Raw genomic sequence first — 24,832 nt, 5'->3', positions numbered from 1 at the left:
GACGAATATAGTCAGTTTTTAAATTCATCTTCTTTTGGTAGAAATATATGTCCTAAGTAAGAATGCATAATTAATTATTGAAACTATTAAACATGTCTTCAATAAGTATATTTTCAAGTTCTTGTCGATGATTAAATTCATCAAAGTATTTTTGAGTACTGTTTTCTCTCTTCATTGATTCCTCAAGGTTTTTATTATTTATTTCTATTAAATCGCTGATACTTTCTTCATTGTATTCTCGCTCTATAACAAAATTAGAATTGGGTAATAAAATATCAAATAATTCTCTTTCAAAATCATTTAAGGAATCATATATGTGGAAATCAGCATCACTCGAATCCAAAATAGAATCTTTGTAGCTAGAAAAAAGTTCTTTTTCTTCTTCAATTACTATTGAACTAATACGATTGGAAACTAATAAGTGTCCTGAATCGGTATTTGCAAATTTTGAATAATCCTTTCCAAATTTTTTAAATAAAGCTGGCATTTCCAATAACATTTTCCTGTCATCTATCTGAAGTAATAAAGGTTCAATAATAGTGAAAAAGTTATCTTTTACATATTCAATTGTTTTAGTCTGCTTCGATAAATTTTTCAGTACATAAAATATATTTCTTCTTATCCACCATGTCTGTTTTAAATTAACCTGTTTTAATAGATGGAGTAAAATATCATCTATATCAATCGCAGTACAATACTTTACTAAAACTTCCATTTTTAAGCCAGTTATTTTATACTGTTTGTATTCGTCTAATATATCTAGTTGATCATTATATATTTTGTCTTTAACTATTATTTGTAATTCTTTATTAAGAGTTAATTTTCCTTTTTCAGGACTAAAAATTCCAATTTGTTCAATATATTTTGCAGACGAAACAATTGCTTTTAGTTCTTCACTATTACCATTTAAATATAGAAAAAGATAATCCATTAAAGATGGATTAATAAACTTGAAACTTTGAATTTTCTTATCTACATCTGTAATTGTAGATAAAATAAAGCCATTTATTAAATTTTTAATTGATGATTTATATACATTGGAAGTTATAATTTGATTATTACTATTTTTTTCAAATTCAACTCTAAGGTTAAAACTATTATTAAAAGCATTTTCTTCTATACTCCCTTGGAATGTAAACATTGTAATAAGTAAACATTTATCAAAATAATTTGTTTGATTTGAAAAAGAATGTCTCCATATCTCTTCTGGCTTTTCCAAGCTCTCTAATACAAATTTTAAATACTCTCCTTTAGAAAAATGATTTACCTTATTTTTATCTGTGATAAATTCGATTAATCTAGGATTATAATTTTTATGTAAAATGATTTTTTTATAAAATTCATTTTGAATAATTCCCTTTGCTAACTCTGGGTTCAAATCTCTGAAGTATAAATGATTGTATAATATTTTTGCCTTGTTTAGTTTGGTGTAATCATTTAGGCATAATTCATACTTTCCCGATTCTATTCGAGAATTTTTAATTTTTTCAGATTTGTTTTTTGCTTGTTCAAGAATTATTGTTCTTGTAGATAAAATTAAATACTTATTAGGAGTGTGTTTTATTCTGTCTACAAACTGTGCTATTTCACTTTCTTTCTGACTGCCTGCTATAATTTCGTAATAAACCTCACCTAAAAAATCATCAAAATAAAATACTTGTTTTGTATCTTCATCGGGAGAAATAACATCTTCAGCCTCTTTGATTGTTTTAATAAAATATATTTGATAATCATTCCGGCCTTTTTCAAATAATAAAATCTCAGCCAAAGTAGTTTTACCAACCCCAGGAAGTCCAGTTATGAGAAGAATTTTTTCTCGTTCTAGAATTATATTTCCTTGATCAAAATTTTTCGTTAAAACATATAAAGGAACTTTTGACTTTACCGATGAAAGATAAGATTTTGTCCTGCCTTCAATAGCATTATTTAAAATATTAGAAATTATTTCACTACTTGAAAACCATAATTTAAAATGATTTTTTACAATTTGCGTATTACCTCTCAAATATCTATTCAAATCTTCTCTTCCTATAACATCATTTGAAGTTTGAATGTATGGCTCAAACAGATGCTTTATTTCGTCTTTTTGATTATTAGAAAGTTCCATTGATGTAACAAAAATATATCTCTCAGGTTTTAAGTTTTTTGCGTTTTGAACTTCAGTACTTTTTATACTGCTTTTTAATTGAGAATATCCTGATTTGAAATAATGTTTTGCTTGGACAACGATTGAGTTGTTGTTTTTTATAGATGAGTATCTCAAATCAACTCCTTTATCTTTACCTATTTTGAAACTCTGTAAATCAAGTTTAAAATGGGCATTTAAAAGATCTACGGTTAGTTCTTCAAAATCCTTATCATTTAAAGTTGAAAAATCGTAATTCATAATTATTGCAATGTTTTTATTCTATTATATAAATCCTTTAAATGAATATCGGATAAATCTAATATCGGTTCAAACATAAATGAGTTTAAATGAATGTTTTCTGGAGTAATTAAATTTACCTCGTCTAAAATGTTTATTTCATTATCAAGAATTCCTATAAACTCCTTTTTAAATCTAGCGAAAAGTTTGCCAGTAGATCCATTAATTATCTCTTGATTAGAGACTTTACTCCACATATATTTTTCGGCATATAACCGGATTGCAATTGATAATATAAGTTTATTTTCTAGATTTATTCCCTCGGCAGCAACAAGACAATTTTCAGCTTCATTGAAAATAATATCAACAACTTTGTCAGTAAGATCTAAATCTGTATTAAAATTAATTCCCGGAAATATATTTTCAAAAATATATTTTAAATTGGAAACGTAAATTGTTTGATTTTCAATTCTCCAATGTAAAATATAAGTTAACGTTAAATAATCATCATCATCTTCACCTTTTGTATATTCAATGATATTTCTAACAAATGTTAATGAGGCAATTAATTTTTTAGGGTTATTTAAGTTCTCTTTCCAATCATTAATAAATGGATTTTTAATGCCTTTAGCTTGGTCAAGTTTTATACCATCAACTGACTTATATGTTAAAAATAAATTTTTGTAGGAAGCAATATTTCTATTCTCAACTGATCTAAAAAAATCAAAGTTATGAGTTAAAATTATTTGATAGAAAAGAGGCTCTTCCGATATGTCTTTTAAATATTGAATAATCGCATATTTGTTTTTATAATCGAATGAATCTGCAATATCATCAATAATAAATAGAGTTTTTTTATTTTCTTTTTTCCTTGCTTCTATATTAAACATTAGATTTAAAATATACAAAGCTCTTTTTTCTCCTTGACTTAAAACATTAATACCTTCAATATCTTCTTTCTTAATTTCTCTTTTTTTATCAGTAATTAAGTCTTCGAATAAAAAAACTATTGTTGGGGCAGATTTACCTAAAACAACACTGGATTTGTTAGTTATTGTTGCTTTAAAAGGCACAAAAAATCTTTCTTCAAATTTACCAATTACATCTTCCCAAGAAGTTCTTTGGCTATTTGCAAGTTCTTCAATCTCACCCAATCTTTGCTTTCCATCAGAAAATTTAAGTATAAGCTCTTCAATAAATGCTCTTTCTTTTGTAAAATATGATCCCCATAGTTTTTTCTTAAAAAGCACTAAATCATTTAATTCGGGAATTATTAATTCAAACTCCTCTAAAATTTCTCTGAATCTAATTACAGATGCTTTTTTAATCTCGTTTTCAATCTTTATTAATTCGTGGTTTCCTAAAATATCCTTACGCTCTTCTGAAAGTTTGTTTTTAAAGGCTTCATCATCTAAAATTTCATCATCATCACCATGAAGTCTTATTTTATGATTTGCTTTAAAGAAATTTTCTTTTGATAAAATTTTTGCAATATTATCGGCTTTTGCTGGATTGAAAATCCCTTTTTTAAAATATTTGGAAGTTTCTAAGAGTTGATTGTATTTCTCTGTGTAAATATTGATATTGTTAATAACATCAGGTTTCTTTAAGAAAGTTAATACGTCTGCATCAAAAACTTCACTCAACTTTATATCTGAAAATTCATCTTCAATTTTTTCGAAATCAATTTCTGATAAAAATTTAAAAAAATCAATGTCATTGAAATCTGATAAAATTGTATGTTCTAAATCAGTTTGTTTTATTCCTGATAGCTTATTTAATTTAGCAATTAATGAAGTTTTTTGTTTTGAAATATCTGTGAAAATTTCGTCATATTCAATTTTACTGTTTTCATCTACCAATAGTGTAGAAACGCTCTTATCTGTATTTATAGTGGCAAATGAATTGATTACCACAATTTCATTCATGTCAATTAAATTACCATCTGTTGTAATTTCTGAAAAGGGTATTTTATTATACAAATTTTCAGAAGGCTCTTTATTTAAACTCTTCGCTTCAAATGTTTTAGCAAATGATGTTTTCATCATTCCATTAGGAGCGTATATTGCAACTGCTCTACATTTTGAAAAATCAAATTCCTGTTCTAATTTTTCAATCCCAAAACAATTTTCCAGTTTAATACTTAATTTATCCATATGTTAAAATGCATTAAATTTACCCCCTAAATAATGTTGTAGATGGTGTTTTTTGGTTGTATCCAAAGCTCTTTCTAGGCAAGTGAGTTTCTGCTCTGTATTGGTTTTGAACAGTCTACTTTTTAAAAATAAATACTTGCCTCTAAACAGATTAGTGTTCCTTTTTTATCATCTGAAGCTAAGAAAATCTCGTTCTTTTTAAATTGTGGCTGTAATAATTTCCTATAGTTATGGAAAGCTGCTCGAGAGAATAACTTTAGAAATTTGTGTATCAATTATGCTGAATTAATATTACCTTCAAAGAGTGATATTCAAATATCTTTAATGAACTTACAAAGCCCCAATAATCTCCAAAAAGTTTTTAGCTGTATAACATCCCTCAACGTTTTTATTCTCAAATACCATAAAATATTTATAGTTCTCTCCTGATTTTTCAGCCCATTTTTTACCTAAAATGTTTTTTGCTCTACTATCATCATTATCTAAAAAGTCGCCTTTGGTTTCTACTAATATGATATTCTGTTTTTGAGTGTAGATAATAAAGTCAGGATAATGATTATTATTAAATCCGTTAAGGTAGAAACCTTTGTCCTTGCTTTCTGAGTTTCTATGCCAAAATAAAATATTGTCCAATGAGGCAACGTCCATTATTAAACTTTGCTCAAAATTATTCATGTCTCCCTCACGCTCATACAGCGATTTATTAATCATAGCTCCTTCTTTGCTGTGAACTAAAGTACTTTTGAATTTGAAACTTGGTTTTACAATTATTTTATTGGTGTCCAGTAATTTTTTGAATTCTTCTTTAGCATGCTGGTTCGCTAATTCGAGGATTTTAGCTTTTATTTTATAAAGGTAATTGTACTCATTGTTTACGGCATCAATAATTTCTTCAGTAGAAAATTCACTAAAAACACGTTCGATATATTTTTTTATTTCTTGTTCTGCAATGGGTGTCATATTACCAATTTTACCCACCATAATACTTGTTATGTCTTTAACTTGTTTTTCTTTAGGCTTTGCAAGAATGGTATCAGTCAGCATTTTTTTTGCCTGAATACTGAATTTTGAAATTACAGTATCTTTTCGTTTTTCATCATAATCCACTTTTACTACATCAGCAGTAACGCTATTAAAATCTATTTCAATGTTTTTAGAAGACAACTTGAAGGTGCTCAGTAATTGGTCTCTGTTTAGAAACACTTCTCCTTGGCTCAATTCTTCAAAAACTAATTCTTGATTTAATACACTTTCCTCTAATTTTTTATAAAATTGAGGTAGCGATATTGTTTCTGCTACTTGATTAAAATGTTCTACTATTTTATATCTTTTTGGTTCTTTTCCCATTTCTCTTAAAAGGTATTCCGTATTGTCTCCATCATCTGTAGTCAATCTTGTTTCAAAAGCCTTGCCTTCCTCAATTGCTTTTTGTGTTATTAGATTTATGGCTGTATTGGTAGTTGGTGATATTGTTTTTTCCGTTGGGTCAAAATTAATTGCACCTACATTAATATTTGTAATGTCAGCATCGTCAAAAGAAGGACTAGTAGTGTTTTCCGTAGAACCAAACAATTCATTGCTTAGAACCTCTTTATCTGTAAGAACAGTAGTTGCTTCTTCGCTTATGATTTCTTCCGCATAGTAGTCTTTGTTACTAAAACCTGCGTCCTGTAGCCCTTTTACAATGTTGTCTAAAGTTTCATTGAATTTAGCTGATGCTGTTAAAACGAATGAAAGATTTAACAATGGTTCTTTGTGTTTGATGACGTAAGGTTGGCGCAATACTCTTCCTAGAATTTGTTCTACTTCAACTGCCGATGACTTATCTGCTAAAGATGCAAGGATGTAAGCAAATGGACAATCCCAGCCTTCTTTTAAGGCATTGACGGTTATAATGTATCGAACAGGACATTTTTCGTCCATTAAATCGATTCCTTTCAACTCATCAAGACCACTAACTTTGATTTTGATTTGTTCTTCGGGAATTTTTAATTCGATTAGCTTTTCTTTGATCTTAGTATAGGTAGTATTGTCGCTTCCTTTGATATTAGATTGTGCTTGAAATAAAATAATAGGTCTTATCTTTTTACCACCGTCTAAGCTTTCTTGAATCGCCAATTGTTCTAATTGTCTTTGTAAGTGTAAAGCACTATTGATTACTTCTTCTTTTCGGCTGTGGTTGTATACAATTACTGGTAGTTTTACCATGTGTTCCTTCTTCAACTCGATGGCATTTACATAACTAACAATATTACTGTTTTTCTTTGGTGTCGCCGTTAAATCCAAAATAAAAGAAGGATTTAGATTTTGTAGCATTTCAATACTTAAATCACTTTCGGCATTATGACTTTCATCAACAATAACTAAAGGGTTTAAACTTCGAATGATATTGATTAAAGCACTTTCATCTGTGTCTGGTAATACTAAATCTTGCTCGACAACACTATCTCTAAAAGCTTCTAATGCTCCGTTTTGTTGGTAAATTTTACGGTCGTCTTTTTTCTTAGAATTGATTCGCAAACTGCTAAAATTGAAAACGAAAATATTCAATTGTTCCGAAACGGATGTTGGGTTAAAATTAGCTCCTTGCAACAAACTTTCTTTTTCATAGACTTCTACACTATGATTGAATAGTGTATTTAGTTTTTGACGATACGGGTGCGATGCATCGGATAAATTTGATGCGGTTTGATGTAAAAGATTACTCCAGGGCACAAGCCAAACAACTGCTTTAGGTTTGCTACTTTCATAACTGCTAAAGATGGAATGAATAGCATTACAAGCAATAAAGGTTTTTCCTCCCGCGGTAGGTACTTTTATGGCAATGTGAGGCGTGTTTTTGATATTGTCTTTATAGGGTGTCATTCCACTATAAGTACCGTCAAGTTTTAATTCATATGCGCCTACTTTATCTTCCCAATACTGTTTGAAGGAGAGGGTAGGTGTGTCGTATTTTTGGAGATATTCTAAAAAAAGATCTAAATCTGTAATAACTTGTTGTTGGTAGGATTTTAACTCCATAATGTCTTTAAAAAATTAACTGATATCAATAACTTGCATTATAATACATTTTTAATATACTTTTAATACATTTTTGTAATACTATTTTATATATTTGCACCGAGTTCATCATTCCGTTTGGATGAAGGAAATCGAGAAACGCAAGCCTAGATGCTCTGCGTTTTTTGCTTTTTATCAATATACTACATCTAGTTTTCTTTTGTATTTCTTCATAAATTTATCTCTTGCATTGTCTCTTCCTTGAACTAAATATGCAGTTAGTAGATAGTATTCCTCTACTTTTCTAAGTGGTTCTAGTACGACAACAAATTTTTCTATACTATCATAAATGTAGGTTCTAATTCCTTGTGGTTCTTTTACTGAAAACACTAAAACATCCTCTTTTTTCTTTTCTTCAATGTGAAATTTTACCCAATGTAAGCGTTCGCACCTGTTTTTATCGTACTCTCTTTGCTTTGTTTTCTCGTCAACAGTTTTTGTTGTTAAATGATAAAAGTGTCTATCTAAGTCAATTTTGTTTTCGTGAGGGGTAGGATTTAGTGGTTTTGTTCTGAAAATTATTTTTTTATCGGGAACGATGTCTCGGTCATAGATTTGCCTTAAACAAACTGCTCTCTGCTTTTCAGTATAAGAGTTGAGTTCTAATAACTGGTTGTATTTTTTAATTAGGTTAAAAGGCATATTATTTTAATTCAATGAAAAACATATTAAACGAATTGCTATACGATGTAGCATCTAAATTTTGAGTTGTATGATGCTTTATTCGGTCAATAATTTGCCTTTTTGCTATTACTTTTTTGTTTGCGTCGTTCAAATTGTATGATAATGCACCCATTAGAAAGTCTGCTAATTGTAGCATTGCGCTTTCATGTGACCTGATATTTTGTATGTTCCTGAAAACACCGTATTTAGTGTTTAATATTCCTTTTAGTTTTTCAACTTTGTAAGCACTTAGGCTATCTTTTATGTCGATGTAAACATTGTAAGTAAAATTACTTTTAATGTTATGGTTCAAGAGGTAGTAATACATCTTGTAATAGAAAGTATCATAGTCCTGATTGAAAGCTCCGTTGTTTATCTTCTTTTTGCTCACAACAACAGTTCTAAAACGTAGATCAGTATCAAAGAAATAATCAACTAACTCTTTGTAAAATTGGAATTGTGAAGTGGAAACATTTGACCATTTTATTTCGCCATAAAAATTATGCTTCTTCTTTAAATCATTAATTCTTTCGGTATGACGTTTTACTTGATTGTATGCCGAGCTAACATAACCTAAAAGCATAAAATCTTTATGGTCATTTTCTAGATGGCAACTTTCATCGCAATAAATATTGAATGTTTTTGATGTCATATTATATTATTTTTGAGTTCTAAAGTGGTCGAATTTAACCATTCTAAAACCTTGTTATGTCTCTTGGTATTTTCTTAAAGATAATATGATGCTTCAACATAAAATCTTTTTCTAGCAAGCAATTATCAGCATAAATGATATATTGACTGGCTTTGTGTTTTATTCGTGCCATGAAATCGTAATCAACTGTGGTTACGGCTTGTTTTGTATAATAAAAATAATAATCGGTTTGGTCCTTTGTACCAATACGATAGTTATCCTGTTCTAAATTTTCAACGCTTGTGAATGCTGTTCTCGTTTCTGAATACCAAATGTATTTTAAGATATTATCAATCCCTACGGCTTCGTTTAGAATGTCTTCTTCAAGAAACAAAGGTTCGCCTAGTTGATAATAATCAAAACTACCGCCTGTGCCTTCTACGCCTTTTTTGTCTTCACCATAGCCTTTAATTACTCTTTTCACTCGCTCGGCAGTAATTGTATTAGCATACTCCATCAACTCTGTCAAAATAAATTTACGATTACCGCCGTCTTTTTTGTTTAAATTTAAAACGGCGTGCGCAGTTGTTCCAGAACCTGCAAAACTGTCAAGAACTATGGAGTTTTTATTGGTGCCTGTAGTTAAAAGTACTTCTATAAAAGATGATGGTTTTGGAAATTCAAAAACACTATCGTTAAATATTAATTTATTCTCTTTTGCAGAATCCTGTGAAAAACCAGCCTTGTCAACTATGGTAGCAAGCGTAGTTCCTTGGCGAACTTCATTCAAGTATCTTTTTAAAAATGGAGTTCCCGTGTTTTTTCTAAAACCAATTCGATCATCATTAATCAGGGTATTGATTTTTTCTTGATTATATAACCAACATTTTCCTTCGGGGGGATCAAATACAGAATTATCGTTAGGATTTATTATCGGAAAAATACAACTCGCTGCCAATCTACCCCCTTTTCCATTTGCGGATAAATCAGAAGCTCTCCATTCGCCATACTTATCATTGTCTGGATTTGAATATGCTTTATTTAATTCTTCTGATCTTGATTGTAAATATAGTTTACATTCACTTAGTTTTTTAGCATAAACAATTACATATTCATGATTCTTACCAATTATTCGATCATTGGGTGCTGTGGCTCTTTTTTTCCAGATTAGCGTTTCTATAGAATTGCTGTTTCCAAATATCTCATCACATAATAATTTCAAATGTGCTTGTTCGTTATCATCAATACTTATGAAAATGGAACCATCATTCGCGAGTAATTTATGTAGTAATTTCAATCTTGGATACATCATGCACAACCACTTATCGTGTCGAGTCAAGTCTTCACCATCTTTACCTACGACTTCACCCAGCCATTTTTTGATTTTGGGGTGGTTTACATTATCGTTATATACCCAGCTTTCGTTTCCGGTGTTGTAAGGAGGGTCAATGTAGATACAATTGATTTTACCTTCGTACTCAGGTAAAAGGCTTTTTAAGGCTTCAAGGTTGTCGCCATGAATTATTTTGTTACCACTGTTGTTGGGTTGGGTTTGTTCTACGCCATCTGTAAAACCGTATTGGGGTTCTAGTATTTTGTATGGTACATCTTGATGATGATTAATGACTTTTTCTTTTCCAATCCAGTTTAGTGTAGGCATTGTAATGCTGATGTTTTATTAAGTTGGGTAAAAATAGGACATTATTGTTAAATGGGTACTATGCTGACTTGTTTGGGTTGATTAAAATTAGTTAAAATAGTATTGGTAGTAATTCTTTTTTGAACTTTTCAATCAATAAAAGTATAACAAGCAGAGCAAGGTTGCAATTTTGCATTAAAAAAGGGTTTAAGCTATTTTCTAAATCAGTTCAGGCGCTACAAAATCATGTATTGATTTTCCACAAAACCGTTGGTCGCATTACTAATTATAGAAATCTATATTTATAGTTATATATGAATATAGATTTCTATAAGGGGGATTAAAGACTTAACACTAAAAGTTAAGGGGAAGGGAATATTGGTTTACTGACAGTAATAATCCATAGTATCCAGTATTTCAATAATTGAAGACTTATCGATTAAAGAAAAATCGAACTCTGAAGCAAAACTGATTAGCACATTTTGTAATTCCTTGATTAGTTCTTGTTCTAACTCGCTAGTTTCGGGTTCGTAAAGTTTATAGGCTAATTCTCTACCAAATTTAAACCTAAAAGTTTCTAAAGAATCTTCTTCTTCATCATTGTAATTATCCAAGTATTCAAGATATTTTTCATTTAACATCCAAAAATATAGTGATGTGCGTTCTTCCTTTTTACACTCTTTTATATAACCAATAATTAAAAGTAATAATTCTTCTTGTTGTTCGTAATCAGGAGTGTCGCCATTATAAAAATTAATTGCTGCAATTAGTTCTGAAACTCTTTTTTTGTCATTTTTCAGCGTAAAGCTGAATTGCATTAGTAATTTTCGTAGTACAACTTGTTTTGCAAAACTTACTACTACTTTATTTACATCTTCGGTGATGTACAATTTATTGTCTATTGTAATCATATTTTACTACGCTTATTTAAGTTAAAAGAGATTTTTAAAAATACGAAAAAAATGATCTAGATATATAGAAATCTAGTTTTATAGTCATTGAAATTTATAGTAAAATCGATTTTTTAAAGTTAAATATCTTTACCTAAACGATTTAAGAAATCCTCAATACCTTGTTGTAATGAAATTGGTTGCTTGCTAATACTTTTTGTTTGGGCAGTTTTCTCCAAATTTTCTAATGGGGTCATCGTTAAGTATAAGTTTTCATTTGCTCTAGGCCATACACCAAAAATGTATTCAACCTCAGGTTCCATAACAATTCTCTCCTTGAAGGTAACGGTGCCCGCATACTTGGGACTATCGGGATGGTTTTGACGATCATTAATAGTAAGTTTGAATTTTAATTCATTAGTTTCATTATCAATTGCACATGAGCTACTAGGAATTTTATCTTTAAAAAGAATTTCCTCTTTATATTCAGATAATCTTCTTAGACATTGAAAATTAACAACATAATTGCTATAAGAATTTCGTGTTAAAAATATGAGGTTTTGTTCTTCAATTTTTTCTAATGCTCTGATAAACAAAATAAATTGTTCTTGCCCTAGTTGACTACCATAATGCTTTTTGAGTTGATTAAAATCCATTTTTAAACAATCGCCTAGAATAGTTTTTTCAAAGTTTGAAAGCCTAGTCCAATTTTTCCCGTCAATAGCTAGCTCAGCTTTTTCAATTAACTGTTGATGGGATTGTATTTTTTCTAAATTTATCTGTTCTACTTCTCGTTGCGTGCAATACTCACATTTGAAGGAAGATCTATAATTATTTATTTTGCTTTTTTTTATAATTTCTAAAAACTGAGTCTTACTTTTTACTCGATGATTTTCGTAAGAGTCGCAGTTTTCACAATATACAAAGAGTGAAATAGCGCTATATGTAGCAATTAGTTTGTTTAAATCACCTTGGGAAATTTCAAACTCTGCTTTTATCCATTTAGCACTATTTACGAATTCTATGCCTTGCAGTTTCCAATATAAATTAATAATGTTTTTTTCTTTTTCTGAGCAGTTTTCTAGAATTTGAAGGTGTAGATTGGCGATTTTTTCGGGTGTATTTTCCATGAAGTTTTATTAAAAAAGCGTGGAACTGTTTCTTAAAAGCACTAAAGGTATCGCCAAACACCCGCACACCAAATAAGAACAGCCCACGCTAGGCATGGGCGTCTTAGTTTTGATATTAGCGTGCTATTAATTTTGGCGATTTTATAGTACTAATTCAAAAGCTAAACACTTTATATTTTTATTTTATATAATTATTTTTTGTTATTAATTAAATTGGACTCAAATTTAGTCAAAGATTTTAATATAGAATTTTTAATCTAGAATAATAAAGGGGACACCTGTATATTTCACGCAAGGAAATTCTTTATAGCGGTGTTCACAAGTTGTTTCATACTCGTTTCTTCTGTAAAAGCTTTCATCTTTAATTTTTTTAACAGCACTTTTTCTAGATAAAATGAAAATTGAACTTCGTCTATTTCTTTCTCTGCAATTGGAATAATTTTTTGAACAATTTTTTGCTGAGCACTAGATTTTGCCTTGTTAATGAGTTCATTCATGTTGTTTTTTTTCATAACTATAGTTTTATATTTTTATAGATTACTAGATTTTTATATTTCTAGAAATCTAGATTTATATTAATTTCAATAAAATTTCTTTAGTTAATTCATCTATTTGTCTTTGTGCATTTCTATCTGCTCGAACACCTTTTACCAGGACAGAGCGTGTAAATGAGACTAAATCACTGATATGTGTGGCAGCTACCTTAACATTGTATTCTTCTAGTCCAATTAATATATCTAGCGTTAAAGTAGTATTTGGTTTTACCATATTAAAAACGATTAATGTATCGTTTGTTCTTTGTGCTTCTTCTATTATAGTAAGCGTGCTTTTTATAGCTAGTAAGTCTAGAATGCCTGCTTTAGTTGGTACAATAATTAGATCTGCCATCGAAATTAACTCGTGTAAATGGTTCGATAGGTAGGGAGGAGTATCAATAAAAAGAAAATCGTAATCCAAATCTGCAATATTTTCTATTTTCCCTTTGTACGGAATAATTTCAAAATCGGTAACTAATTCTTTCAATTGGCTCAAGCTTCCTTGTAGATCGAAATCTAACACGGCGACTTTTGCGTTAGAAGCTACATTTTGCGCAAGGTTGTAAGTAAGGGTACTCTTCCCGACACCGCCTTTTTGATTGTTCACTAATATAATTTTCGGCATATTTTTAGATTTTTAAACTGGTGTTTCGTTTAGATATTTATTTTTAATGAAGTGATATTAAAATGCTGTAGTGTAATTGAATAGATTTTTTTAGTACTTTATAATGTGTTTTCTCATTTTAGCTTTCCTATTGAAAGCGGTATGGCTTAGATTTTTCTCTTTCGAATTATATTTTTTTTCTTTTTATCAGCATCAGCAATTGAATTATCATTGTATTCGATGGAAACATCTTGAGTTATTACGACATCTTGATACAAGTCATTGGAAACATTTAGAAATTGTTCTCTAGGTTCCATTTGACCATCTGTTTCGAGAAGTCCACTGGATACTCTTAGATTATTCATAGTAGGTACGGTCTTATTTTGACTGTGTTCGATACGCTTTTTAAGGTCAAATTTCTCTTGCGGGCTTCCATTTTTTAAAATTTTTTGATTTTTAAATTTTTCAAGTTCTTTGCGATTGTAGTTAAAATGGGCATCGAAGGTTTTTTCATTCATATCAGTCCATTTAACGCGATCAAATCCAACTTGATAAGAATTATCACCGATGATTCTCTTAGTGTTTGTTTCATTGCATGTTGGACTTAATTTTAAGCGTTGTGTTCTATCTTTTCTAGAAACAATGCAGTGGATGTGGCTTTGAAGTCCTTTTTTATATTTTCCGGCTTTTACTTTTCCTTTAACGACATCTTTGTCGGTACCTTTAAACTTTCTAAAGTGTTCAATCTTTCCAAAATATATTATATCAGCTCCAGAGTTAATTCCTTTGTCTTTCCGATTGAAGTTCTGTGCATAATTGTCCATTACCATTCTTCCGTAAACCCTAATTATCCGATTAAACTCTTCCATCTCTTTTAAATTCATATCCCAAACACTTTTTACATTGTTTTTTCCGGTAGCTAAAAATGCAATATGATTTAATTCATTTTCACTAAAGCTGATTGTTGGAGCAAAATATTTAGCATCATTAGCTCCTAGTTTTCTCCTATTATTATCAATTGCACTTATAACTTCTATTGTGCTAATGTTTGATTCTGAATGAGAAAAAAAGCCTTGTTTGCGTAACTCAATATTGGAAACGTCATTCATTGAGACATACTTTTTTGATAGTCTATCTAAATCTTCATTTTCTTTTTCTAAATAAATAGCTAGATTAGTGCAGCTGCCTTTATTGTCAGCCCCTAGGGTACTATGTGGTTTAGAAATTGGCATTATGAAAACAAAATTTTAAGTTTGTCTATCGTTCCGGTTTTATTTTTGTCATCTAATAATTGGCAAAGAAGTATTATTGCTTGTCTGTTTTTTTCTAATTCGATATTCATTTTTTTGCTTCGAGTGTGGTCAATAGCATTGATTTTATTTATTAGCTCTTTGTAGTTTGTTTCAACCTTATTATTTATTTCTGAATTACTGTTCAACAGTCCATTTATCAAATCAGTAAGTTTTAAAATTTCCTCTTTCTGTATATTTTGATAATTAAAAACTTCTTGCCTTAGCGGTTTCAAGATGTCTCGTTCTTGAACTTTTAGAAAAGAAACAATTCTTTTGTCTAGCGCAGAAATCATAGTAGAAGGGTTTTTATTTATTGGATCTTTCGGATGTATCCCCGTTTTTTTAAAATAGTAAATCATCTCTGAAACGAGATTACCGTAATTCATCCCTAAACTTTCTGCTAATTTTTCAAGTTCACTGTGTGACTTCATATTTATGGAAATGCTTTTATTTTGTGTCATAATTATAATTTTTACAACTGTAAATCAGTTGATTAGTGTATTTTTGTATTTTTGTTGTATATAGTTATAAATTCATTTCATTCGGGAAGCCCTGTTTTTAAAGGCTTCGGCCTCGCAGAGCAAGTAGGATAGGGGGACTTTCGCCCCTGTCCTACTTGCTTTCCTATCGGAGACAACGAGATGGGATTTCCGTAGAGATCTGTCAAATCAAAAAAATCGATTAAGATTTTTAAATTCTTATTTTTCAAGTACAGTTTGTCTACTGTTTTTTGTTGGTTTGAAATAATAGCTTTTGGGACGTATTTGATGTTTTTTAAAAAATAGTCGGCAATATCAAAGCCGTTTTCTCTTTCTATATTTGTTCCATTACGTTCTAATAAATCTGAAATTTCTATATTAAAACCTTTCTTTTTAAAGTACTCACATTTTGAATTCCATATACTAAATGGAGATCCATTTAGTCCGTTTATACCTAAATCAGGATAGAGAATAACTCTTCGATTTCTCAATACTTCCATTTTGGATTCATTTAATCCATTCAAACTTCCTGCTGCTAGCCATGTGTATTTTTTAAATAATAAGCTCATTATACAAGCTGTTTTTTCAGATTCAACTATGGCAATAATAGTGTCGCAATTATTAATTAAATGTTCTCCAAAAAAGCATTGATTCAGATTGAAGTTGCTTATTTCTTGTAATTTTATTTTTATGGAATGAATCCAGTTTATGTACTTCGTCCTTTTTCCAGATGTATTGTAAATAATTACTTTTCCACCTCTATTTTTATATTTTGAATCGACTTGCCAAAAAATGGTGCCGAAATTCCAGAAATTGGCTGTTCCAATTTTATAATTATAAATCATTTGTTCTACCTCGTTACACTCAAATTTTGATTTCAGAAATTGGATAAAATTATTTTCGTTGTAAAATGTTAATGTTTCTAATAATTCCTTTTCAGTGTGATATGAAATATCACCTTGTTTAATAGGTTGGAGATCGGCTGCATATAAATAATTGGACTCTTGATTAGTTTCCTTAAAATATGATTTAGGAGAGTAGTGGTAGCCGCAATTTATTTCTCTATCGCACCTTCCTACTAATGGAGAAACATATTGGTCTGATTCTACATCAATATATAGCACCAGCCTTCTTTTGCTACAATTAGGGCATAGATGTTTTGTCGATTTTTTGTGTAATGAATATTTATACATAGTTTATTGGTATTGCACTTTCTTCACTTTCTTCACTTTCCAATGACAGCAAGGCTTTAAGTATGTTCTTTGACTTCACTTTGACTTCACTTTGACTTCACTTTCAAAATAATTAGTGAAGTGCTCAATTGCACTTTGTTCACTAATTCTGCACAAACCAATGCGCGTAAGTGTCTATTAATCAAAATCTAGAATATCAAAGTGAAGAAAGTGAAGAAAGTGAAGTCTATATTATTTTTTCATAATTTCCGTGTTGTTGTCTTTTAAACAATTTGAGGTCTTTTAGGTAGGTCTTAAATTGCCTATCAGAAATACGAGGTTTATCACCCACTAGCTTACATGCTATTTTTATTCCCTCTGCTGTAGTGAAAGTTTTTGGGAGTTCATTTAAAATATTTTTCTGCAGTTCTGTGAGAGTTTCAAAGTAATTTTTTCTTAGAATCTCAGCCCTGACTTGGATGGCATTATGATAGAAATAGTCAAATAATTTAATAGCCCCCTTTATTGAAGAAATCTCTATTGTATTTATTGATTTACTCTCTATGGTTGAATGAATTAATTGAAGAATTAGAGCAAAACGCAATACATATTGTTGTAATTTGATTTCTATACTACGCTCATAGTCAAAGAAGAATTTATCCGGTCTATTGTTTTGCCATCGGAATAAATATTCTTTTGCGTCAGGTTGCATCGGAATTACGATTGACACATTAGGATCTTCATTGCCTAATTCAAGTAGGTTATGGATTAATGCAGTGTAATTGTCGAAAAGAACTGTGTTTACCGATTCTATATTCCATCTTAGTATTTTCTCTTCATTTGGATAGACAAAAAGTAATCGATCCATAAAACCATTAGTGGATCTTCCATCTTTTCCAAAATCCTTTAAAACGGATATTTGGGTACTTCCAATAACACTCAAACAAGGATCATCAAGCCTCAGACTTTTCCCTGATGCTCTATCTGTATTAATTTGAGTTCCGCTCCAGAGACTTAGGTAAGTCTCTGCCTCACCAGAACTATTGTAACGATTAAAATTCTTTAACCAACCGTTTAATTCATCTACATAAATACAGATTCCTCGCTTGTTATAACTGTGATTTAGAATTAATGCTTCGGGAGTAAAATCACTTAATAAATACCTTTTTAAGATTGGTTTTTTTTCCTTGTTTTTGTTTTCAGAATTATCCGCATTGTTTTTTTCGTATTCAACTAATTGATTTTCATAATCGGAAAATAGCTGGCTTTCCTTAATTTGAATAGGATTGAAACAGAACTTTAAAGCTTGGGTTTTGGCATCTCCTGGTTGACCAACGATTACCATAAAGAGGTTTGATTTTTCTTCCCAGCTATGTTTTACTTTAATTTTATATGATTTACCAATTGAAGTTGAAGCTGCCGAAAGGATTCCCGCACCAATATAATCCAAGGGAAATAAATTCTTGTTGTGGACTTCTATAATTATCTCTTGTAGCGGCTTTGGATAAATTTCTATTGGGAATAAGTTTTTATTGACTTTTTTAAGTTTCAGAAAATCCATTTCTAGATCAATTAAATCAATTTCCCCTTCTTTTTCTGTACCTTTGTTTTGCGAACTATAGGTTTTCCCCGTTTTACTTTCTATTAAAGTAAGAGGGGGATTATTTTTTAAGATGACCATATTTTTTTGTCTACGATAAATTACTATTATTAAACACAAGAAGTCAACTATAGAGTTAGATATCTATAGTTGACTTTGCTTTTTCTTGATTTCGTTCTGGATGCGACTAAAGGCAATTAGTTCCTTTTTATAATAAAAGACGGGCTTACCAACTTTATAATAAGGAAGACCTCTTTCTTTTCTGTAATCAATAAGAGTGGTTACGGAAACACCTAAAAACTTTGCTGCTTGTGTTTGAGTTAGTTTATCATTTTCAGTGTTTAATGTTGATTCGTTCCCATCTTCTTTTCGAAGTCGGTTGATTACCAAATCAATCATTTTTTCGACATCTTTTTTGTCGTAAGCGTACAATACATTTGCCATAATAATCTAAGTTTAAATTAAGTTAAATCAATTATAATTTGATTTGGTAAAGATTGGTTAAACTTAGATCTTAGTCTACTTTGCAATTTTTTTTGCAGAGTTTTTATCGTGTAAAGCTCTTGTATTTAATCTTTTATGTGTCCAATGGTTTCTTGAAGGTTTTCAAATCCTGCAAACTTTGCAAGTTTTTCACTGGTTAAACCATTTAAATTTTCTCTTATTTTATTTCTTAAATGCAGACTAATTCCGTTTCCTTTTCCGCTTAGGTCTTGCAGTTCATTTAGTAATGTGGCTTCTAATGTTTTTATTGCAATTTCTTCTATTTTATTTTCTTTCATAAGAAGTAATAATAATGCGCAGAATTTCAATATTGTAGCTTCCCTCTTGTTGAAAAAGTTGATAGTTATTTCTGAAGGAGATCCTTTGAATCTGGTATATTTTTCTTTGTTAAATTCTACCGTGTTAAGTATAAAACGGTCAATTCTATTTTTTTTTTTCAGAATCGATCTCAATTCCTGCATTTTCGAAAAATTTAATCAACAGATCTCGAAATTTAAATGGACTAAATTTAATTGTGATTTTTTTTATTTTCCCCAGCTTTTCAGGGTCTTGTTGAGTTTTATTAAAATAAGTATTATTTGTAGTAAGTGCGCTATTGTAAGTATTGTGGAAGTCATTTTGGTGATTACTGATGTAATGCTTGTCAATGTGACGGTTGTCATTGGTTGTTATGTTCAATTCTCTATTATCAGATAACTGATTAAATTCAATTTTTTGATTGAAAATATTTAGGTCTCTATCTATTGTATTATTTGAGTCAATGTCGCTTTTTAATAGTCTCAATAAATTAATAGACTCTTCGAGAAATTCAAATTTCCCTTCACTTTTTCTTATTTCAAGAGTGTTAATGTCATTTAAAATTTCTTCAGTCTTTACAAGTTTTTTATCAAAAAGTTCCTGTCTAATGTTTTTAATACTTTCCTTAACAAATGCATTAATTATTCTTCCGTAACCGCTATCGGTAAGATGGAAATCTTGATTTTCAAATCTTAAATTCTGGAGGAGATGAGTGATTAAAAAAGCATTAAATTTCCTATCACCCTTTTGGAATCCTAATTTTTTCTCTATAAATGAGGATTTAATAATATAAACATAGCTTGATTCAGATATTCTATCAATATAGTCACTGAAACTATGGCTAAAATCACTTGCGGTTTTTAAAATGATCTTATTATTTCTTTCTTCAACGTCCTTGATTTCAAAGTATAATGAATTGTAGTAGTCATACAATGAAGAATTGTACCTTGTCCCAAAGATTGTTTCAATATAAAGGTCTAATTTGAAACTTAAAATTTTTGAGTAAGCTTGAATATGTTGCGGAGATAGAAAATGATGAACTGTGCTTTTAAAATTATCTTTTAAGCTAAAGTAAAACTGGTTGTATTCTAGATCATTAAATTGATTATTCTCCATAATTTTATTTCTTTATTCCGAATTTTGACCACCCCTCATCCATTTCCTTATTTAAATAAGATTGAGCAAGATTCACATATTTTCTAAAATGTTCGTCTTTTTTATGATTTGATATTTTTTTCACAGCTGCTTCACGCATTCCCAACGTTAAAGATGTGGTAATGAATGTTTTACGCGCGGTGTGTGATGTGATTAATTCATGTTTTGGAACTGTTTTTTCAATTTTTCTTTTACCTATGTAGCGAGTTATGGTCGTTGGAGTGTCGATTTTTGCGATCTTGCAGCATTCCTTAATATAATCATTAAAATTTTGTGCGGAAACTACTGGTAGAGGATCATGAATAGTATCTTTATATTTTAAGATAATTTGTTTTGAATAGGGCGTAAGGGGGGTTATGTGATCAATAGTTTGAGTTTTTACTAATGTTTTTTTAATATGATTTTCGAATATGTGTGAGCTTTTCAAATCAAATATATCAGAAAAACGATACGAAGTAAAACAGCCAAAACAGTAGACGTCTTTTGTGTGATTTAACCTATCTGATTTAAAATTGAAATTATATAGGTGTAAAAGCTCTTCAACTGTTAAGCAAATTATATCAATGTCATCTTGGATAGCTTCAAATTTTTTGTATTGAATATTTGTGGTGTAATTGCGATTGAAAGCCCAGTCCATAAATGTTTTCAACGTAGAGATTAATTTGCCGAAGTAATTGTTTAAAGTGTCTTTTTCACTAAAGCAATAGTCCCGAAATTGCTCATAAAAATGGTAGTTAATCATTTCAAAATGTAATTTTGTTCCAGAGAAATCTTCGTAATTTTTCATGAAATTTCTACAAGTTGTATAGTTTTTGATTGTATTAGCAGCCTTTGAGCTTTTGCTAATTTCGAGGTATTCGTCAAATGAATCGAAAAAAGAATGGGTGTGATTTATTACCTCTCCATTCATTTTTGATTCAATTAACTCTTTGGTTGGTTTGAGATCGTTAGTATAGATGTATCTGAAAACATCTTTTACCTTGTTTTCAAGATCATCTAGTTTCTTGTTGAATTCTATGTGGTGATTGTATTCCTCATTTTTGAGATTAGGTTTTATCCTTTGTTCTTTGACTTTCCAATGGTTTTCTTTTACTTTTATATCTGATATTTGTTTTCTTATTCTAACAGAATTAAAAGTTATATCCATACGAATTGGATACAAACCATCTTTAGTCATCTTGTCCGTTCTTAAATAAAATTTTGATTGCATAGTATGCAAATGTATGAAAGTTTATTAAACAGGGGACGAAAAAGGGGGCAAAATAATTATTTAATTTTATAAAAGTTTATTTAAGTTAGTTGTTTAAGGCCAGTAGATGCGTATAAGTACGTTAAAATTAGTGTAAACTTATTTAAGTAGTATAGGACTCCGGCTCCGGGTACTTAAAAACCGCTTCGAAAGAAGCGGTTTTTTTTTTGATAGGTTTTTAATATTTTAATGGTTTTGTTTCTAATTTTCTTAATTATTTTATACTGATTTTATGAGAGTTAAAGTGTTTTTTTTGTGTTTAGTAGTGATTTCTTGTGCACGTGCACAGAAGATTCGTTGGGATGATTTGAATGTTCGAGTTGCTGTGCAACCTTCGTTGATGGTAAAGGATAATCCGCTAGATGTTGCAGTTATTGCTACCACGGTTGATAATGCTTTTTTTGCTAATCAGGCTTTGCAGTATAATATTGGTGACAATTTGTTCTTGTTCAATGACTATATTAAAAATAATTTTGGCTTGCCACAGCTCGTTGCTGTTCTTGAGTATAAATATGCTCCAGCTACGCTACATGTTATAAAAAAGGATTTAAAATTTCAGGTTGTTGTTGTTTCTCATATCTATGCTAATTTGATTTTGATTGATCGTGATAAAGGAGTTTTTGACACACAAGAAATAAAGTTAGGCGATTGTGATTTGGTAAATCCGGTTAGTAATATTAAAGGGTATAACTCTAATTTGGGATATCTAGATTATCCAAACAATCTAAATACTACATTATTGATAGGTGATTTATCTGAGTTTGAAGCCAATCAATATAAGGATAAAAACAATCCCATTTTACCAAGAGTTAGTGATGGTAAAAGTGTAGATGATGTGCAATTAATAAAGCTGAGATTAAAAGTAGGTAGTGTGCTTAGGGGTAAATTTCATCCCACAGAGCGTTATATTAGGAGGGCTTTTAATTATTTGAAAGAGGATAAAGAGTTTAATAGTGATAATTTCAATAAAGCGTCGCAGTTGGTTAATTCTGGTCTTGATCCAGTTGATGAGTCGAAACTGCGCAATGCAATTGCCATTTGGAACGAAGAATCGGCTACAATTACTAATCTAGAGGACAAGAAGAATAAAAAATATTATATCGCTATCCAAGAGAATATTTTGCAGTGTTATAATGTTTTAAGAGATTTTAGCATTACTGATGATCTAGCGGCTAATTTAAAGAAGTATGATACCAATAATCAAATTGCAGATGCTTTAATTTCCAATAAAAAAGGATTCTTAAGCGCTAAACCAGTTAGCCCAGAAATAGTTTATGAGGCTGTTCCTGGACGTTTTAAACCAACAGATGTAACTCGTTTTTTGGAGAAGAAGGAGGGTGTAATTAATGCTATTCCTCGTTTGGTACCTGACAAATACGATGGTAAGTTACGGGACATGCAGGAGTTTTATACAGCTTCGAAAGCTTTTAAAAATGCTGCGCAGAATTCTGCCGATTACATTGCACTTTGCTATAAGTTTATTGATCTTGCTAGTTTAGAATTTTCGTCAAGTAATCACAGCCAAGTAAAAGAGGTTAAGGATATTTTAGCTCCGTATAATGCCTTTTGTAATACGATTGGTAGCGAAAAGAAGAAATTTACAGATAGCTTTGATTTTAAAAATGACGCGCAGAATTACTTGATTAAGTTACGTGTACACATTATGAGTCTTCATAAAAAAGAAGAATTTTTAGTTTTTGAAGACGCTTTACTTGCAGCAATAAAATTAACAATAGAGCATACAAAATCCGAGAATAAAACAATTGCACAAGATTTTATCGATCTTAACACGGTAGTTAGTTTCAGACAAATATTAAATACAACAGCTTATGATGCTACTATAGAGCGCTCTTTAGATAATATTACTGCGTTTTTGAGTAAAAAATTTCCTGATCAAAGATTTGAAGTATTTTTTGAATTTCGTAGTGCGAGTAAATTAATTAGAGAAAAGAAAAAGCTCAGCAATGTAGAGCTGGCTAATTTGGCTAATATTTTAACAATATTGTATACCTATGTTTAGTTGATTTGTTGTGCATTTTGATAGTTGTGAACCCTTTCGGGAGAAAAGATTTTTTATTATTAATTTTTTAGAGGGTTATAGTTGATAAGTAGAGTTTTGTAGGAATTAATTTTGTAAATATTAAAAAATGACTTGGTTTAGTAGTTGATCCAAGTCATTTTTTATTTTGTGAATAGGAAAGAAGTCGACCTTGGTACTTTTATTTTTGTAAACAATTTAAAAGAGGGTAGGAACGGTAGGGCTTTGTGAAAGGATTACTGTAACAAAATATTATGCTATAGTTTTGCTAAACGCTGATTTTCATTGTAATTGAGTTCTTTTATCAGTTCTTGTAAAGTAATTGTGTTATAATGGCTAAAAGCAAATATGTTTTATTGATGTTGATTTTTAATCGCAACCATCAATGTCGCAACTATTTCCATCATTCGTCTCTATCAAAGTAACTTTTGATTTAAAATCACCCTCTTCCCATACTTTTTCTAGTGTTTTTACGAATGTTTCCACGTGTTGAGCACCAGAAACTGCGTATTTGTTATCGAAAACAAAGAAGGGAACTCCTTGTACTCCTATTTGTTGCGCCATTTCAATGTCTTCTTTTACGGCAGTTGCGTAGGTGTCAGAATGTAATAGGGTTTGAATTTCTGTTGCATCAAGTCCAACCTGGATTCCTAGATTAGTCAAGGTTACTATGTCGTTTATATTCAGGCCATCTGTTAAATAGGCTTTAAACAATAGTTCCTCTAGTTCATTTGATTTATTATGTTTCTTGGCCAAGTGTAAGAGTCGGTGTGCATTGAAAGAATTGGCCATTATTGCTTTTTCAAAATGAAAGTCTAATCCAGAGTTTTTAGCATTTAGAGTCATGCTATCCATCATTTCCTGTGCCCACTCTTTGTCTTTGCGGTATTTTTCGGCTAGATGTTCAGCCATATTATCATTTTCCGATGCTATAAAATTAGCATCAAGTTGGAAGCTTTTCCATTCAATTTCGACATTCTCTGCATGCGGGAATTGCTGTAATGCTCCTTCAATTCTTCGTTTTCCTATATAGCAATAAGGACACATGATGTCCGACCAAATTTGTATTTTTAATTTATTTTCCATTTGTATTTTTTTAAGCTAATTTTTTCATTTGTATATACAAATTTAATCAATTGCTTTTATACGGAAGTAGTCTTTATGTTTTTATTGGGAGTTTTAATAGCACACATATTTCAAAACAAACCGCGAGTAGGGGAGTAGCAAGTTTGAGATTGTAGTGTAAGTATTTAAGAGATCGTAACCCTTAGTAAATCTTGAAAGTACTTTCGTTTTCATTGTTGTCCGATAAAAAAAGAAGCCAAAAAGATGGCTTCTTTAAATGAATCGTAAATTTGTGTTTCGACATACA

20 protein-coding genes are annotated in these 24,832 nt (G+C 30.2%); 1 reads left to right on the top strand and 19 read right to left on the bottom strand.

Going from position 1 to position 24,832, the window contains the following annotated elements; genetic code table 11:
• Positions 1–70: 70 nt before the first annotated feature.
• The 18 genes from AC4PRO_RS05765 to AC4PRO_RS05680 all read right to left on the bottom strand — a co-directional run bounded on the left by AC4PRO_RS05765 (position 71) and on the right by AC4PRO_RS05680 (position 21,383).
• Entirely contained in the window at positions 71–2,386 is a 2,316-nt protein-coding gene (locus AC4PRO_RS05765; protein WP_492116653.1) for an nSTAND3 domain-containing NTPase, read from the bottom strand.
• 2 nt (positions 2,387–2,388) lie between these two features.
• The gene (locus tag AC4PRO_RS05760; RefSeq protein ID WP_492116652.1) at positions 2,389–4,521 is read right to left on the bottom strand and encodes a hypothetical protein; all 2,133 of its coding nucleotides are present in this window, start codon (positions 4,519–4,521) and stop codon (positions 2,389–2,391) included.
• Positions 4,522–4,851: 330 nt separating this feature from the next.
• Entirely contained in the window at positions 4,852–7,542 is a 2,691-nt protein-coding gene (locus AC4PRO_RS05755; protein ID WP_492116651.1) for a DEAD/DEAH box helicase, read from the bottom strand.
• A gap of 174 nt (positions 7,543–7,716) precedes the next feature.
• A complete protein-coding gene (locus tag AC4PRO_RS05750; protein WP_492116650.1) occupies positions 7,717–8,223 on the bottom strand; it encodes a hypothetical protein in 507 nt (168 codons plus the stop codon).
• 1 nt (position 8,224) lies between these two features.
• The gene (locus AC4PRO_RS05745; protein ID WP_066312000.1) at positions 8,225–8,896 is read right to left on the bottom strand and encodes a DUF3800 domain-containing protein; all 672 of its coding nucleotides are present in this window, start codon (positions 8,894–8,896) and stop codon (positions 8,225–8,227) included.
• 43 nt (positions 8,897–8,939) lie between these two features.
• On the bottom strand, positions 8,940–10,535 hold the full coding sequence (locus AC4PRO_RS05740; RefSeq protein WP_492116649.1) for a site-specific DNA-methyltransferase: 1,596 nt from the start codon (positions 10,533–10,535) through the stop codon (positions 8,940–8,942).
• A 362-nt stretch (positions 10,536–10,897) separates the two neighbouring features.
• Positions 10,898–11,425: a hypothetical protein gene (locus tag AC4PRO_RS05735; RefSeq protein WP_492116648.1), complete on the bottom strand. Its 528-nt coding sequence runs from the start codon at positions 11,423–11,425 to the stop codon at positions 10,898–10,900.
• 119 nt (positions 11,426–11,544) lie between these two features.
• Positions 11,545–12,534, bottom strand: coding sequence for a hypothetical protein (locus AC4PRO_RS05730; protein ID WP_492116647.1), 990 nt, complete (start codon positions 12,532–12,534; stop codon positions 11,545–11,547).
• A gap of 287 nt (positions 12,535–12,821) precedes the next feature.
• Positions 12,822–13,046, bottom strand: coding sequence for a hypothetical protein (locus tag AC4PRO_RS05725; RefSeq protein WP_492116646.1), 225 nt, complete (start codon positions 13,044–13,046; stop codon positions 12,822–12,824).
• Between the two features lie 58 nt (positions 13,047–13,104).
• Positions 13,105–13,695: an AAA family ATPase gene (locus AC4PRO_RS05720; RefSeq protein WP_492116645.1), complete on the bottom strand. Its 591-nt coding sequence runs from the start codon at positions 13,693–13,695 to the stop codon at positions 13,105–13,107.
• A gap of 146 nt (positions 13,696–13,841) precedes the next feature.
• The gene (locus AC4PRO_RS05715; RefSeq protein WP_492116644.1) at positions 13,842–14,906 is read right to left on the bottom strand and encodes a DUF5712 family protein; all 1,065 of its coding nucleotides are present in this window, start codon (positions 14,904–14,906) and stop codon (positions 13,842–13,844) included.
• On the bottom strand, positions 14,906–15,427 hold the full coding sequence (locus AC4PRO_RS05710; protein WP_492116643.1) for a BfmA/BtgA family mobilization protein: 522 nt from the start codon (positions 15,425–15,427) through the stop codon (positions 14,906–14,908). Before AC4PRO_RS05710 ends, AC4PRO_RS05715 begins: the two co-directional genes overlap by 1 nt.
• A 77-nt stretch (positions 15,428–15,504) precedes the next feature.
• Complete coding sequence (locus AC4PRO_RS05705) at positions 15,505–16,638, bottom strand: DUF6371 domain-containing protein (protein ID WP_492116642.1); 1,134 nt, start codon at positions 16,636–16,638, stop codon at positions 15,505–15,507.
• A 226-nt stretch (positions 16,639–16,864) separates the two neighbouring features.
• Positions 16,865–18,298 carry a DUF3987 domain-containing protein gene (locus tag AC4PRO_RS05700; RefSeq protein ID WP_492116641.1) on the bottom strand — a complete coding sequence of 478 codons (1,434 nt, stop codon included), beginning with the start codon at positions 18,296–18,298 and terminating at the stop codon, positions 16,865–16,867.
• A gap of 63 nt (positions 18,299–18,361) precedes the next feature.
• The gene (locus tag AC4PRO_RS05695; protein ID WP_492116640.1) at positions 18,362–18,661 is read right to left on the bottom strand and encodes a helix-turn-helix domain-containing protein; all 300 of its coding nucleotides are present in this window, start codon (positions 18,659–18,661) and stop codon (positions 18,362–18,364) included.
• A 125-nt stretch (positions 18,662–18,786) separates the two neighbouring features.
• Positions 18,787–18,999 carry a hypothetical protein gene (locus AC4PRO_RS05690; protein ID WP_492116639.1) on the bottom strand — a complete coding sequence of 71 codons (213 nt, stop codon included), beginning with the start codon at positions 18,997–18,999 and terminating at the stop codon, positions 18,787–18,789.
• Positions 19,000–19,144: 145 nt separating this feature from the next.
• Complete coding sequence (locus AC4PRO_RS05685; RefSeq protein ID WP_492116638.1) at positions 19,145–20,134, bottom strand: hypothetical protein; 990 nt, start codon at positions 20,132–20,134, stop codon at positions 19,145–19,147.
• A gap of 4 nt (positions 20,135–20,138) precedes the next feature.
• Positions 20,139–21,383, bottom strand: a complete 1,245-nt coding sequence (locus AC4PRO_RS05680) for a phage integrase SAM-like domain-containing protein (RefSeq protein WP_492116637.1) — start codon at positions 21,381–21,383, stop codon at positions 20,139–20,141.
• Between the two features lie 271 nt (positions 21,384–21,654).
• Between AC4PRO_RS05680 and AC4PRO_RS05675 the strand changes: the two genes are divergently transcribed.
• Entirely contained in the window at positions 21,655–23,442 is a 1,788-nt protein-coding gene (locus AC4PRO_RS05675) for a hypothetical protein (RefSeq protein ID WP_492116636.1), read from the top strand.
• Positions 23,443–23,829: 387 nt separating this feature from the next.
• On the opposite strand, the gene AC4PRO_RS05670 is transcribed toward AC4PRO_RS05675, so the two are convergent.
• Positions 23,830–24,546: a DsbA family oxidoreductase gene (locus AC4PRO_RS05670; protein WP_074723978.1), complete on the bottom strand. Its 717-nt coding sequence runs from the start codon at positions 24,544–24,546 to the stop codon at positions 23,830–23,832.
• Between the last annotated feature and the right edge of the window lie 286 nt (positions 24,547–24,832).

This window comes from Flavobacterium sp. DW-iso2 (genome assembly GCF_058725285.1).
Note: the sequence above shows the minus strand (reverse complement) of the source record. Positions and strands in the feature narration are given on the sequence as shown.